This is a genomic window from Sphingobacterium sp. LZ11T8 (assembly GCF_024261425.1).
Classification (GTDB): domain Bacteria; phylum Bacteroidota; class Bacteroidia; order Sphingobacteriales; family Sphingobacteriaceae; genus Sphingobacterium.
Genome location: NZ_JANBZY010000008.1, coordinates 201,478 through 215,503, shown reverse-complemented (window position 1 = coordinate 215,503; position 14,026 = coordinate 201,478). Strand labels below are relative to the sequence as shown.

14 protein-coding genes are annotated in these 14,026 nt (G+C 39.9%); 10 read left to right on the top strand and 4 right to left on the bottom strand.

Annotated features, from left to right (window positions below):
* The first annotated feature begins 220 nt into the window (after nt 1–220).
* From NLF99_RS17680 to NLF99_RS17665, 4 genes are read left to right on the top strand one after another with little or no spacing between them, the layout of a single operon-like run.
* Nucleotides 221–1,096 (top strand): LiaF domain-containing protein, encoded by an 876-nt coding sequence (locus NLF99_RS17680; protein ID WP_185210437.1) that lies wholly within the window; start codon nt 221–223, stop codon nt 1,094–1,096.
* A gap of 8 nt (nt 1,097–1,104) precedes the next feature.
* Nucleotides 1,105–2,145, top strand: a complete 1,041-nt coding sequence (locus NLF99_RS17675) for a sensor histidine kinase (RefSeq protein WP_185210438.1) — start codon at nt 1,105–1,107, stop codon at nt 2,143–2,145.
* Nucleotides 2,142–2,885, top strand: coding sequence for a LytTR family DNA-binding domain-containing protein (locus NLF99_RS17670; protein WP_185210439.1), 744 nt, complete (start codon nt 2,142–2,144; stop codon nt 2,883–2,885). The genes NLF99_RS17675 and NLF99_RS17670 overlap by 4 nt, the downstream gene beginning before the upstream one ends.
* A 20-nt stretch (nt 2,886–2,905) precedes the next feature.
* Complete coding sequence (locus NLF99_RS17665) at nt 2,906–4,342, top strand: beta-lactamase family protein (protein WP_254529853.1); 1,437 nt, start codon at nt 2,906–2,908, stop codon at nt 4,340–4,342.
* Between the two features lie 337 nt (nt 4,343–4,679).
* Here NLF99_RS17665 and NLF99_RS17660 read toward each other — a convergent pair whose 3' ends face one another.
* The 3 genes from NLF99_RS17660 to NLF99_RS17650 form a co-directional block, all read right to left on the bottom strand.
* Complete coding sequence (locus NLF99_RS17660; RefSeq protein WP_185218191.1) at nt 4,680–5,054, bottom strand: RidA family protein; 375 nt, start codon at nt 5,052–5,054, stop codon at nt 4,680–4,682.
* Nucleotides 5,055–5,128: 74 nt separating this feature from the next.
* Nucleotides 5,129–5,557: a helix-turn-helix transcriptional regulator gene (locus NLF99_RS17655; protein WP_185210442.1), complete on the bottom strand. Its 429-nt coding sequence runs from the start codon at nt 5,555–5,557 to the stop codon at nt 5,129–5,131.
* A 495-nt stretch (nt 5,558–6,052) separates the two neighbouring features.
* Nucleotides 6,053–6,550 (bottom strand): hypothetical protein, encoded by a 498-nt coding sequence (locus tag NLF99_RS17650; RefSeq protein WP_254529851.1) that lies wholly within the window; start codon nt 6,548–6,550, stop codon nt 6,053–6,055.
* 135 nt (nt 6,551–6,685) lie between these two features.
* Here NLF99_RS17650 and purN point away from each other — a divergent pair, with 135 nt between their 5' ends.
* Nucleotides 6,686–7,261: a phosphoribosylglycinamide formyltransferase gene (gene purN / locus NLF99_RS17645; protein WP_185210444.1), complete on the top strand. Its 576-nt coding sequence runs from the start codon at nt 6,686–6,688 to the stop codon at nt 7,259–7,261.
* A gap of 242 nt (nt 7,262–7,503) precedes the next feature.
* On the opposite strand, the gene NLF99_RS17640 is transcribed toward purN, so the two are convergent.
* The gene (locus NLF99_RS17640; protein WP_254529849.1) at nt 7,504–8,691 is read right to left on the bottom strand and encodes an esterase family protein; all 1,188 of its coding nucleotides are present in this window, start codon (nt 8,689–8,691) and stop codon (nt 7,504–7,506) included.
* Between the two features lie 140 nt (nt 8,692–8,831).
* Here NLF99_RS17640 and purH point away from each other — a divergent pair, with 140 nt between their 5' ends.
* The 5 genes from purH to rimK all read left to right on the top strand — a co-directional run bounded on the left by purH (nt 8,832) and on the right by rimK (nt 13,827).
* Entirely contained in the window at nt 8,832–10,358 is a 1,527-nt protein-coding gene (gene purH / locus NLF99_RS17635; protein ID WP_254529847.1) for a bifunctional phosphoribosylaminoimidazolecarboxamide formyltransferase/IMP cyclohydrolase, read from the top strand.
* A 122-nt stretch (nt 10,359–10,480) separates the two neighbouring features.
* A complete protein-coding gene (locus NLF99_RS17630; protein WP_185210461.1) occupies nt 10,481–11,092 on the top strand; it encodes a hypothetical protein in 612 nt (203 codons plus the stop codon).
* Between the two features lie 141 nt (nt 11,093–11,233).
* Nucleotides 11,234–12,412 carry an AIR synthase related protein gene (locus tag NLF99_RS17625; protein ID WP_254529845.1) on the top strand — a complete coding sequence of 393 codons (1,179 nt, stop codon included), beginning with the start codon at nt 11,234–11,236 and terminating at the stop codon, nt 12,410–12,412.
* A gap of 8 nt (nt 12,413–12,420) precedes the next feature.
* Nucleotides 12,421–12,852, top strand: a complete 432-nt coding sequence (locus NLF99_RS17620) for a RimK/LysX family protein (protein ID WP_254529843.1) — start codon at nt 12,421–12,423, stop codon at nt 12,850–12,852.
* Between the two features lie 39 nt (nt 12,853–12,891).
* Nucleotides 12,892–13,827 (top strand): 30S ribosomal protein S6--L-glutamate ligase, encoded by a 936-nt coding sequence (gene rimK, locus NLF99_RS17615; RefSeq protein ID WP_185210464.1) that lies wholly within the window; start codon nt 12,892–12,894, stop codon nt 13,825–13,827.
* Nucleotides 13,828–14,026 lie beyond the last annotated feature (199 nt).

Below are 14,026 nucleotides of genomic sequence, written 5' to 3'. Positions count from 1 at the left end.
TATAATATTTAATTTCAATCATCCAAATTTTATTTAAAAATTATTATTATAATAATTAAAAATTTGCACCAGATTTGAAGAGATCGCAAATTGAATTCGGATTTTTACCGATTAAATACAGTTATTCACCGAAAAAAATGCCCAAGAGACCTATTTGCTCTGTGGCTATGCTTATATTCGCTATACTTTTGAGTAAACTAATTCAAAAGGAAACAATATCATGAATAATCAAACAACGAAAACAGATTACGAAAAGCCACCTAAAAACAACAAATCTTCCAACTTAGTCGGATTTATCATTGTTTTTTTAGGAGTAGCCATCCTATTCAAAAACCTGAACATGGGCAATATCATCCCGAATTGGATGTTCGGATGGGAAACCATCTTGATCGTCATCGGTCTGGTAATCGGGGTCAATTCAAAATTTGAAAAGAAATCCTCTATCGTCCTGATCATTATCGGTTCAGTATTCTTACTAAAGAACGAATTGGATATCCACTTAGGTAGGTTCTTGATCCCTGCTGCTGCTATTGCACTGGGCTTCTACTTGATCAATCGTAACAAAAGCACCCCGCAATTGCCTCCAACGACTCCTCCACGCAACGATGAGTACGACTGGGACAAACGCGTAAACCAAGACTATCAAGGAAATACAGAAGGACCAACTAACCCTGGTACCCAAAACCCTAACGACTCCTATGCTCAGGCCACCGGTACTGAGCATAGGCCATACGGAAGAAAATTCCTGCCCGATTTCGAAAACTACCTGAAAGTAGACAACTTCTTCAGTGACACCAAAAAGGTCATCCTGAGCAAAAATTTCTTGGGTGGCAATATCACATCGGTATTTGGAAGCACTCAGTTGAACTTTCTACAGGCAGATCTGAAACAACCTGTTGTGATAGATACCTTCCAATTGTTTGGAAGCACCAAAATCATCGTCCCAACCAATTGGAAAGTCTATTCCAACGTATCTTCTATTTTTGGAGAGGTAGACGACAGAAGACCCATGATCGAAGTCGTTACGGATGAAAACAAAAAGATCTATATCACTGGCACATCCCTATTCGGAGGATTAACCATTAAGAACAGTTAGTTTAAGGCATGCAAAAACCCATTAGTGAACAATCCAAACGCTATGTAATCCATGCCTCCTCGTGGATTATTTGTGTTTTATATTTCCTTATTGTTTATGGACTTTTGCTTTGGTCAAACATTGCCAAGGTCACTGCTGCTTACGATGCAGTCATTGGCGCCTTGACCATGACCGGAATCTCCTATCTGATCTATAGTACCCTCCAGTTCTATCTTCCGAACAACAAGAACTATTGGAAGCTTTTTTCCATGGCCGCAATCTTCTCAGCTATCAGTGTTCTCATCATCCGCATCTTGATTATTCAGCTTTCCCCCGATGAAAACCTGGTCTATTTAGATTTTAGCCTTCCGTTTCGCTTTGTGATCAACTTCTTGATCATCACTTGCGTCATGACCATCAATATCTTCTGGAATATCCAGGAAGAACTCGTATTCAACAAAAGACGAAAAGACGAAAGTGAGCGCATGGTTCGCGATGCCGAGCTCTACAATTTAAGACAGCAACTACAACCCCACTTTCTATTCAATAGCTTAAATTCCATTATCGCCTTAATCGGCAGCAAACCTACGGAAGCCCGGAACATGGTCTTCCAACTTTCAGACTTCCTTCGTGGTACCATGAGAAAGGATGAAAAACAGTTTACCACCGTAGAAGAAGAAATAAATCATTTAAGCTTATATTTGGATATTGAAAAAGTAAGGTTCGGACATCGACTGAGCACCGAATTTGATTATGATGAAAGCGTACTCAATGGCAAGATCCCTGTAATGATCCTGCAGCCATTGGTAGAAAACGCCATTAAATTCGGCCTTTACAATGTCACGGACCAAGTAACCATTAGAACCAGTATCCATTTAGAAAACAATATGTTGACCATCCAAATCAGCAATCCCTTCGAACAGGATCAACCTGAACAGAAAAAAGGAACTGGCTTTGGCTTGACCAGCATTCAGCGAAGACTGTACCTCCTTTTTGGCAGGACTGACCTATTGGAAACAGCTGTCGATGGAAATACATTTATATCCACCCTAAGAATCCCTCAACTATGATAAAGACAATCCTTATAGACGACGAACCATTGGCAAGAAGCATGGTCCTGGAATATCTAAAAGAACACCCAGATTTTGAAGTATTGGCCGAATGCAACGATGGATTCGAAGGCGTAAAGGCTATACAGCAATTCCAACCTGATCTGGTGTTCCTGGACATTCAAATGCCTAAATTGACCGGATTCGAAATGCTGGAACTGTTGGACAACCAGCCCCATGTCATTTTTACGACTGCTTTTGATGAATATGCACTCAAGGCCTTTGAAAAAAACGCCGTGGACTATCTGTTGAAACCAATTCGACCGGATCGCTTTCAAAAGGCTATTGACAAATTCAAGGCCTCTTTCAATAGCCATCAAGCACCAAAAATAGACTCTGCCAAGCTCCAAGAATCCATGGAAGAGGATACTTCCTTGGAACGCATCGTGGTTAAAACGGGTAACCAAATCAAGATTATCCCGGTCCAACAGATCAATTTCCTGGAAGCCTATGATGATTATGTGAAAATCCATACCCCTGACGGCATGTTCTTAAAGAACAAGACCATGAGCTCCTTTGAGAAACAACTGGATGCTAAACAATATGTCAGGGTCCACCGTTCCTTTATCGTAAAAGTCGATCAACTCCAAAAGATAGAACCCATGGAAAAGGACAGCTATATTGCCACCCTCCTAACTGGTGAAAAGGTCAATATCAGCAAGTCTGGCTATGCAAGATTAAAGCAAGTTATAGGTTTATAATTTGTTTTGTATTTTTGGGCATGAGAATTAAAGCGATCAACCTCCTCATTATCCTAGTTTTATCTTGTTTGGGCACTGTGAATGCCCAGACGGTTGAGGAGAATAACAACAGAGCCGTATTCAATAGAATTGAATTTTTCTTCAATTCCCAGCAAGTTGACTCCATCTACAATCTTGCCAGCGATGATTTTAAACAACACATCAGCAAGGAAAAGATGGCTGAATTACTGGATAATCTTTTTATCCTAGGCCGCATCGAGAATGTGACTAAAACAGGGTTTAGCAGAGGATTGGCAACCTATAAAGTGGAATTGCAACAGGAAACCCTGACCATGCAACTTGCCATTGACTCCAACATGAGGTACAATACCTTTTTAATAAAACCTTATTCCCCTGATGAGGCACCAAAAAAGGAAGAAATCCTTTCCAATGTAGAAGCTAAAAGTCCTTTGGATCAATACATCGACTCGGTAGCACGCAATTATGCGAAAAATGGAAATGCGCATTCCCTTGCGGTTGCTGTCATTCATCAAAACAAGATCAATACATTTTTCTATGGTGAAACCACTCCGGGAAACAACACGCTTCCTGATGCCAATACCTTATATGAAATCGGTTCGGTAACTAAAACTTTTACGGCTACCTTATTGGCAGAGATGGTCAATAAAGGAATTATTTCCCTGGAAGACAGCATCGCAAAATTTCTACCAGATTCCGTAGCTCAAAATCCTGATGTGCAAAAAATCACGTTCAAGATGTTGGCAAACCATACCTCAGGACTTCCAAGGCTTGCAGATAACTGGAATAAGGTTCCTAAATTCTCCAGCAGTGATCCCTATGCTGCATACGATAAAAAAGCACTGTATGCATTCCTAAAAGGCTTCAAATCCAAAGAAGAGGCAGGAACGGTCTACGAGTACAGCAATTTAGGCTATGGCTTATTGGGCGAGCTCTTATCGACCATTTCGAAAAAGCCATATATGACCATGGTCAAGGAAATGATCTTGACCCCCTTAGAAATGACAAACAGCACGGATAAATTGAACCCGAAGGAAAAAAACATCGCTCCACCATTTGATGGAGAAGGCCAACAGGTTCCTTTCTGGAACTTCCAGGCCATAACCGCAGCAGGATCCCTGAAATCAAGTGTAAATGACCTTCTACGATATACCATTGCACAATTGACCTACCCGGAAACTGATGTTCAAAAAGCCATGAACCTGACCAAACAGTTCACCTTCTTCGTGCCACCTAACAGTGACATCGGTCTGGCTTGGCACATGAACATGTTGGATGGCGTTATATACTACCACCATACTGGAGCAACAGCTGGTTCAAATGCATTTGTAGGTTTTGTACCCGATGAAAAATCGGTGGTGATTATGCTTTCCAACTCAAGCAATGAATTGGGAAAGGTAGGCACGGCTTTATTGGAAAAAGTACTTTCTACGAAATAACCTTGCTGAGTATTAGCTTTAACACTTAGATTCACCATGCCAATCGCCAAAATTAACTGGCGTTAGATAAAATAAAAATAAAGGGAGATTTCCAGTGGAAACCTCCCTTTTTCATTGTTTAGTTCTCTTATTGATTTACATTCCAATTTCAAGATCCATCCTGGGATAAAAATTTACATTGGAGATAAAATGAAGAAAAAAACCAATCGCTTTTTCATCTTTAACCTTATCCGGAACTTCCTAAGAAAGAAAATAAACTAGTTTTCCTTCAGGGACGCTACAAAACTCAATTACTCGAATGAAAAGGAATATACGGGTTTAATAAATGTGTGCAACACTAAACTTCTGCGATCAAGTCTACCTCGAGCATATATCCATGACGTAATTCAGCAACCGGAACAACTGTCCGGGCAGGCTTATGTTTACCAATAAAATCGGCAAACAGAGCATTGAATTGGGGGCAATATTTCACATCACAGACATAGGCTGTAACCTTGACAATCTTCGACATACTGCTCGAAGAAGCTAATAGAATATTCTCAATGTTCTGAAATACAACAGTAAATTGACTTTCGAAATCATCTTGTTCGTGATGTTTTCCATCTGCCGATATGGGCAACTGACCCGACACAAACAGAAAATGATTTGATACTATGGCTGTACTATAATGTCCATTTGGTTTTGGCAGTCGGTTTCCCTGTAATATTTTCATGTTAAACAATTGATTTTATTCGCTTGTTACAAAATAAACCTATGCTTAAAATTTAAAATAGAACGATATTAGCGTCAGTTCTTCTGTAACTCCTTAGGCAAGAATCCAATCATTTGACGAAAGTACCTCGTAAAATGGCTTTGATCCGAGAAACCACACAAAAAAGCTATCTCTGTTAGCGAATAACCGCTAAAATGCATCAATTCAACTGCTCGAATAATCCTAATTTTCCGCTGGTAAAGGAGTACTGTACTACCCGCATATTTTTCGAAATATTTCGATATTGTTACTTTATGAACCGCACACAGATTGGATAACTCTTCCAGAGTGATGTGTTTATTCCAATGTTCTTTGATATAATCCTTGGCAATATTTACCCAGTTCGGAAATTGGCTCAGCACCAATTGCTTCTGAGGTCCTAAATCAAGTGACATAATCAAAGTTTCTACCGCCATAAAAGATTCCTTATCGCGATAAGCTAATTCCTTATAAATGTTAATCATAAATAAATGTATACTTCAACCCCAATTGTAATTTCTTGGCCATTACAATATTTTATTATCGACTGGCTGATATTCGCAAAGACTAAAGAATTTTGAAAATGTTTAATGCGGCTTGAAAATATATTTTCCACTTATACGAACCTTGAGTTAAATTACCCCCAAAGAAATAAATACCATTCATTTCCAGCAATTTATCGCCCCGTAAAATTCAAATATCATCAATTGTTTGTTCAAAAATGTTTCTAAAATTTGATTTCAGCTTTCTTTTAGGTCTTCACATTCGCACAAATCGTTGCCTGCATCTATGTTATCTCCAAAACCAAGATCCTTTTTGTTAGAATTTACTATCTACTACCAATCAAGGACAGTTTTTTCCTTAAAAACTTTCAATATGTAAATATATGAAAACAATTAAATAAGTAATATCACTTTATTTTATTAGGAAAATTTTAGAAATATAAAGTAAAATATAGGAAATATAAGGTTTTTAATGCTCTAGTCCTGTTTTTGAAGGTACGGAAGTAGCATTTCTACACGGTTTTCACCGTCAAATTGTTTGATTATTTGTAGAGATTCGGCCTCATAGATATAGGTCGAAGGAAAATTTTTGGGATTAAAACTTAAAATAAATTCGCCTTCAGGATCGTAGAGGAATCTGACACGCTTGTCATTTCGCAAACCTTTTGCAAACATATTGATATACCCATCCACCAATGGTTTTTCCTGCATGGATATAAAGTAGAAATCTACATCATCCCGAATCCTACCCAAGGACTCGGCAATGCCCTGACCAAGCTCTTGGCAATGCCCACAGCCAGGATCAAAAAGGATAAATACCTGGGTATGCTTACGGTTTAATGAGTCAGAAGTAAACTTCGCCCCCGTATTCATATCACTAAACTTGGAAAATGAAGGCATCCTCTCCGGAACCTGCCCTACCGACAAGCTAACGGTTGCAAAAACAGTCAATAGGACTAAGATAATATTCTTCATAACCTGATAATTTGAGCTTAATGTCCCTAAATCTAACAAAAAATACCCCAATATGGAGGTCAAACCGCCCTTTATTGGAAAAAATCAGCTATATTTGTGAAAAATTAAAGTTAAATTTTCAAACGATAACACACTGTGAAAAAGCGTATTGCTATCTTTGCTTCTGGTTCTGGATCGAATGCTCAAAAGATCATGGAGCATTTTAAATACTCTGACAGCGCCGAAGTTGCCTTAGTCCTAAGTAACAACCCAGATGCATATGTTTTACAACGTGCAGATAATTTCGAAATCCCTACGCATGTTTTTGATAAGCACGACTTCTACCAAACAGATGAAATCGTTGACTTGTTAAAAAGACTTGAAATTGATTTAGTAGTATTAGCTGGATTCCTGTGGTTAGTGCCTGAAAACCTTTTAAAAAGCTTTCCAAACAAAATTATCAATATACATCCTGCCCTATTGCCAAAATTTGGCGGAAAAGGCATGTATGGGGATAAAGTGCATAAAGCAGTATTGGCAGCCGGTGAAGACGAACACGGAATTACCATTCACTTTGTAAATGAAAATTTCGATGAAGGAGAGATCATTCATCAGGCACGCTTCCGGGTAGAGCCAGGAGATACTTTGGAAATACTAAAGTTCAATGGCCAACAACTTGAACACGCACATTACCCTAAAGTAATCGAGAACCTGTTGAAAAAATACAACTAAGGATTACTAAGCTTAGAATCATAAAATATAATATAGGAGCTACCTTAGGAACAGCTCCTTTTTCATTATCTTCGAGACCTGATCCAGCATTCCATTAAACTCAAAATTTCCTAGGATACAACTTGACCTCATTCGAGACACATTCCGAATTTTCCGAATGTGTCTCGAATGAGGTCAAACTGAAACCCAAAGATTTCCTATCAAAAAACTCTTATTTTACTTAGGATATTATTGCTCCTAGTCTAATCGAAATCTCGGAAGAGGAAGGTACCGAATTCCACTAAATAATCCCTCCAATTAGACCAAGTATGACCACCCTTGGATTCATGGTAAATATAATCCAATTTTATCCCATCCAACTTCTTCCTAAAATCAGCTCCAGTGTCATAAAGAAAATCATCTTCTCCCATACCTATCCAATATATTTCGTAATCATTTTCCTTTTGTTTCAGCAGATTTTCATCAAACTTATCATAGACCTCTCTTTTTATCTTATCATTGATTCTATAGGCGGCGGAAAACAAACCTACGTATCCAAAGGTGTTCGGATAAAAACTGGATATAAACATAGCATGGGATCCGCCCATGGACAGACCAGCTATTGCACGGTTTTTCTTATTCTTAATGACCCTATAATTGGACTCCACGAAGTTAATGACTTCATCAAAATTGGATTCCATATCCCCCGAACCTACATCGGGCGTAAAAAACTCGATATTATACTCTCCCTTTTCTGAAAAACCAGGGGCCGCTGAATTGCTGGTATGGCCATTAGGCATCACTACGATCATCGGCACAACCTTACCTTCATCAATCAGGTTGTCCATGATCTGCGCGACCCGACCGAGGGTTGGCCATGCATCTTCATCCCCTCCCATTCCATGCAATAAATACAGCACTGGAAATTTCTCCTTGGAAGACTCATAACCTGGCGGGGTGTAAACAGTCATTCTACGTTCGGATTTATTGATCCGAGAGGGATACCACTGCTTGATCATGGAACCATGAGGCACGGACATGGTCTTATAATAATCTGCATTTCCATCATTGGTTATGAAGTAATTGAAGACACTACCCACATCCCTCACCTGGTATACATTCAAAGGATCATTTATGCGCACGCCATCAACAATAAAATTATAGAGAAATAGGTCTGACCCTAAACTATCCTGTCTAACCGACCATAGCCCAGAAGCATCCTTTTTCATTGCAACCCTAGGCAGTTCTTGCGGCTTTTGAACCATCCAATTTCCCGTCAAATAAACAGTTTTTGCGTCAGGTGCAACCAAATTAAAGGTTACCGTATTGTCTGCTGCAACGATAGGGGAACTGACTTTGGTCTCTTTAGCGCCAATGTTTTCCTGAGCAATTCCGCCCAAACCGATGAGAACGAGGGACAAGGTCATTAGAAATATAAGGTGATTTTTCATGGTCAATTTTTTGTTTTAGAATTGGATAATCCAATATACTAATAATTTAAAACTGTTTAGCCGAGGCATTTTAATTAAGTAATAAAATTCAAGAAAATTATATTTTAAATAATTATCTTTGCGGCTCCAAACAAAACGCAATGAATCATCCTGTTAAGATTAAAAATGCATTGGTTTCAGTTTATTATAAAGATAACCTTGCACCTCTAATTCAACTACTAAACAAATTCGGAGTTACTTTTTATTCCACTGGCGGTACTGAGTCCTTTATCCGTGATTTAGATATCCCAGTAGAACGTGTTGAAGATTTAACCGGTTACCCTTCCATTTTAGGTGGCCGTGTAAAAACGCTTCACCCGAAAGTATTCGGTGGAATTTTGTCTCGCCGTCCGTTGGCAGACGACAAAAAACAATTAGAGGAATACGAAATCCCAGAGATCGATTTAGTAATCGTAGACCTTTACCCATTTGAAGAAACTGTAGCTTCTGGTGCTTCAGAGCAAGATATTATCGAGAAGATTGACATCGGTGGTATTTCATTGATCCGTGCTGCGGCAAAAAACTTCAATGATGTAGTCATTATTTCTTCGAAAAACGACTATTCCGAACTGGAAGAAATCTTAGCGGCTCAAGAAGGTGCAACTTCTCTTGAACAACGTAAATCATTCGCTAAACGCGCATTCAATACTTCTTCGCATTACGATACTGCTATCTTCAATTACTTCAATCAAGAAGAGTCTCTAGACGTATTCAAACAATCGGAACAAAATGCCCAAGTTCTTCGTTACGGAGAGAATCCACACCAAAAAGGTGTTTTCTATGGTAACCTTGACGCTATGTTCGATAAATTGAACGGTAAAGAGCTTTCATACAACAATCTGGTTGACGTAGATGCTGCTGTAGCCATTATCGATGAATTCAACGAACCTACTTTCGCTATCCTTAAGCATACCAATGCTTGTGGAGTAGCTTCAAGACCTACTATCAAGGCAGCTTGGGAAGCAGCATTAGCTTGTGACCCTGTTTCAGCTTTCGGTGGCGTATTGATTACCAATGGCGAAGTGGATAAAGCAACCGCGGAAGAAATCAACAACCTATTCTTTGAAGTTTTGATCGCTCCTTCCTATACTGAAGAGGCATTACAGATCTTGACTGCTAAGAAAAACAGAATTATCCTTCGCCGCAAAGAGGTTAAATTACCTACGCAGCAATTCAAAACTCTATTGAACGGAGTAATCCAACAAGATAAGGACAATACCGTAGAAGGTCCTGAACAGATGACTGCTGTAACGGAGGTAAAACCTAGTGAAGAACAGTTGAAAGATCTATACTTTGCAAACAAGATTGTTAAACACACCAAGTCGAACACTATTGTATTCGCTAAAGATGGTACCTTGATCGCTTCAGGAGTTGGTCAAACGTCACGTGTAGATGCATTGAAGCAAGCGATCGAAAAAGCACAATCTTTCGGTTTTGAAATCAAGGGCAGCGTTATGGCATCGGATGCATTCTTCCCATTCCCTGACTGTGTTGAAATTGCTGGAGAAGCTGGTGTAACAGCAGTTTTGCAACCAGGCGGATCAATCAAAGATCAATTGTCAATTGATATGGCCAACGAAAAAGGAGTTGCTATGGTAACGACTGGCGTTCGTCACTTCAAACATTAATAAAAAAAATTAAGCTCAGACTGATACAAAAGCCCTTCGTAATTCATACGAAGGGCTTTTTTGTTGCTGCATATCCTTGGAATTATTTTTGTACTTCCATAGGCAGACTATTAAAAAATTATATGAAACAACTAGCAATATGTTCACTGGCAGCGGTCCTAGCTTTATCCGCTTGCCAAGGAAATAAAAATTCAGGGAATACACTTTCAGATAGCAGTTTGGTAGCAAATACGGATGGGAATGACAGTTCAGTGGCAGCAAGCACGGATTCGACATTGCTGGTCCGAGAAAACTTTGAAAGGATCAATGCTATCAAAGATTGGGATAAAATAGACTCTGCACAAGTACATGAGTCAACTGAAGGCGGTGTGGCCACATATTACTTCAAGAACAACAAATTAGAACTTATCAAGGCGAGGAACTATGGTGAAGGTGGTTATTCCTTGCAGGACATGTACCTGAAGGATGATAAGCTGTCTTTCGTATTTGAGCAGCAGTACAATTACAATACACATATCATAGACCCGAAATTTGACATGGACAAAACCAAAAAGGCGGGCGAGGTACGGTATTATTTCATGAACGATAAATTGTTCAATCTCATTGCAACCGATAAGGAAAATGAAAAATACCTGAAGGAAGATCCAAGGACAGATACACTCATGTTGCATTTGTTCAATCAATTAATCAAGGTCAAGGACAATGGTTACGACCCGAAAGGGATCTCGGAATAAGGTTTTTAAGGTATTTACAGTTCTCAGGAAGCTTCTGTCAACTATGATTATCGGGCATTAAAAGGAAGATGTCGAATTGCAAACCTCTCTAAACGAAAATTTTTCGCTATAATCGGGAGGTTTGCTTATTTTTGCAGCAAGATGTCAGATTTAAAATACAACCAACGAGGTGTATCCGCAGGGAAAGAGGATGTACACAACGCAATCAAAAACATTGACAAGGGATTATTCCCGAAAGCTTTCTGTAAGATTGTTCCAGATATTCTAGCAGCTGATGAGCAATATTGCAACATTATGCATGCAGACGGTGCCGGAACAAAATCTTCCTTAGCCTATGTTTATTGGAAAGAAACCGGAGATGCATCCGTTTGGCGTGGCATTGCGCAAGATGCCATTATCATGAACTTGGACGACCTATTATGCGTTGGGGCTATTGACAATATTATTCTTTCATCGACCATCGGCAGAAACAAGAACCTGATTCCAGGTGAAGTGATTGCCGAAATCATCAATGGTACCGAGGAAATCCTTGCTGAATTACGTGAATTGGGTATCGGCATCTACTCTACAGGTGGAGAAACAGCTGATGTGGGCGATTTGGTGAGGACTATCATCGTAGATAGCACCGTGACCTGCCGCATGAAGCGTGAAGATGTTATTTCTAATCATAAGATCAAAGGTGGCAATGTGGTTGTCGGTTTAGCATCTTATGGAAAGGCTACTTACGAAAAAGAATATAACGGTGGTATGGGATCTAATGGTCTGACATCAGCCCGCCATGACGTGTTCAGTAAGTACATTGCCGAGAAATATCCTGAAAGTTTTGACCCTGCTGTTCCTTATGACTTAGTCTTTGCTGGAGGTAAGGCATTGACTGACATGGTTAAAACTGAAACAGGAGAAGAAGTAAGTGCCGGAAAATTAGTACTTTCGCCTACGCGCACTTATGCACCGGTGATCAAACAGATCTTGGACAAATACCGTAGCCAGATTGATGGTATGGTACATTGTTCAGGTGGTGCTCAGACAAAGGTGCTGCATTTCGTAGACGATGTTCATGTCATCAAGGACAATCTTTTTCCAATTCCGCCACTGTTTGAATTGATCCAGAAAGAATCCAACACCGATTGGCAAGAAATGTATAAAGTATTCAATATGGGTCACCGTATGGAACTTTATGTTCCTGAGAAAATCGCTGCTGATATCATCAAGATCTCTGAATCTTTTGGTATCCCTGCCCAGATTATTGGTCGTGTGGAAGCTGCAGACAAGAAAAAAGTGACCATCCGTTCACCTTTTGGAGAATTTGTATACGAATAGACTAGGCAGTGAGAGGTAAAAAAACCATTGGCAGAACAGAAACCATTGACCTACCGGAACTAGGTCTATACAATATTCACGCAAAGACGGATACCGGCGCTGAAACCTCTGTTCTACATTGCGAAGAAGTGGAAGTGGTAAAAAAAGCTGGCCACCTTTACATTACCGCCTATATCAGGCCCAACGAAGACAGTGAAAAAACCCTGAAACTGACTTTCCCTGTACACAGAGAAAGGACAGTAAAAAGTTCTTTTGGACAATCGGAGATACGCTATATCTTTTTGACCAAGATTCGTATGTTTAACGAGCTATATGATATCAAATTGTCCTTTCGAAATCGATCCGCCATGTCCTACCCCATGCTATTGGGACGTAATTTTATTACGGGGAAATTCTTGGTCGATGTATCTAAAAAAAACTTAGCAACAAACATCATATAAAACTCATAACATCGTTATCTGTTTAACAAATAAAGAATTGTGAAAATAGCTGTATTATCGACTAATAGGTCATTATATTCTACCCGTAGACTGGTAGAATCCGCCATAAATAGAGGTCACGAATGCGAAGTGATCGACCATAGCAAATGCTATGTAGGCATACAACAAGCAAAACCATCCATTCATTATAAAGGTCAAGATATTGCAGAGGTTGACGCTGTCATCCCTAGAATTGGTTCTTCAGTAACCTTCTATGGATCGGCAATTGTCCGCCAGTTTGAGGTCATGGGAGTCATTTCAGCCAACCCGTCCCAAGCGATCACTCGCTCAAGGGACAAACTGCGCTGCATGCAGATCCTTTCAGGTGCTGGCCTTGGTTTACCGATCACGGGTTTCGCCAGGACAGCCTCAAATGTGGACGACCTGATCTCCATGGTTGGAGGTGCTCCATTGGTCATCAAATTATTGGAAGGGACGCAAGGGATCGGAGTTGTATTAGCCGAAACTAAAAAAGCTGCCTCATCAGTAATTGAAGCTTTCTACGGACTCGGAAACAATATCTTGATCCAAGAATATATCAAAGAAGCTAAAGGTACCGATATCCGTGCTTTCGTAGTAGACGGCAAGGTTGTAGGTGCCATGAAAAGAACGGCCAAAGAAGGCGAATTCCGCTCGAACCTACACCGTGGCGGTACCGCTGAAGTTGTTAAATTAACCAGGACAGAAAGGGAAACTGCTATTGCAGCTGCCCGTGCTATGGGATTGACCGTGGCGGGTGTGGATTTGCTACCTTCAGCACGTGGACCATTGATCTTAGAGGTAAACTCCTCCCCTGGCCTCGAAGGAATCGAACAGGCAACCGGAAAGGATATCGCCGGAGAGATCATTAAATATCTGGAAAGACAGTATGAAGCCAAACAATTGGCTAAACCGATTACGACCAGAAGGAAAATCAAAAAGGAAAGTAATCTGTAGGGGTTAGATTTGAGATGTGAGATATGAGATGTGAGAGAACTTTCCATCTGAAAATAATTGGAGCAGCATGTTTTACGTGCTGCTTTTTTTGAACCAGGATTGATGGGATGAGAGGATGGACCAAGATCAAGGGAGTATTGTACAATAAATGCATTATCCTTCTTGGGGAATTATCGCATACGCCCGCAACATAAACAAA

Excerpts from the sequence above, each read along its gene's own strand:
- NLF99_RS17680 (WP_185210437.1), top strand. The coding sequence starts at position 221 with ATGAATAATCAAACAACGAAAACAGATTACGAAAAGCCACCTAAAAAC.
- NLF99_RS17675 (WP_185210438.1), top strand. The coding sequence starts at position 1,105 with ATGCAAAAACCCATTAGTGAACAATCCAAACGCTATGTAATCCATGCC.
- NLF99_RS17670 (WP_185210439.1), top strand. The coding sequence starts at position 2,142 with ATGATAAAGACAATCCTTATAGACGACGAACCATTGGCAAGAAGCATG.
- NLF99_RS17665 (WP_254529853.1), top strand. The coding sequence starts at position 2,906 with ATGAGAATTAAAGCGATCAACCTCCTCATTATCCTAGTTTTATCTTGT.
- NLF99_RS17660 (WP_185218191.1), bottom strand. The coding sequence starts at position 5,054 with ATGAAAATATTACAGGGAAACCGACTGCCAAAACCAAATGGACATTAT.
- NLF99_RS17655 (WP_185210442.1), bottom strand. The coding sequence starts at position 5,557 with ATGATTAACATTTATAAGGAATTAGCTTATCGCGATAAGGAATCTTTT.
- NLF99_RS17650 (WP_254529851.1), bottom strand. The coding sequence starts at position 6,550 with ATGAAGAATATTATCTTAGTCCTATTGACTGTTTTTGCAACCGTTAGC.
- NLF99_RS17640 (WP_254529849.1), bottom strand. The coding sequence starts at position 8,691 with ATGAAAAATCACCTTATATTTCTAATGACCTTGTCCCTCGTTCTCATC.
- purH (WP_254529847.1), top strand. The coding sequence starts at position 8,832 with ATGAATCATCCTGTTAAGATTAAAAATGCATTGGTTTCAGTTTATTAT.
- NLF99_RS17630 (WP_185210461.1), top strand. The coding sequence starts at position 10,481 with ATGAAACAACTAGCAATATGTTCACTGGCAGCGGTCCTAGCTTTATCC.
- NLF99_RS17625 (WP_254529845.1), top strand. The coding sequence starts at position 11,234 with ATGTCAGATTTAAAATACAACCAACGAGGTGTATCCGCAGGGAAAGAG.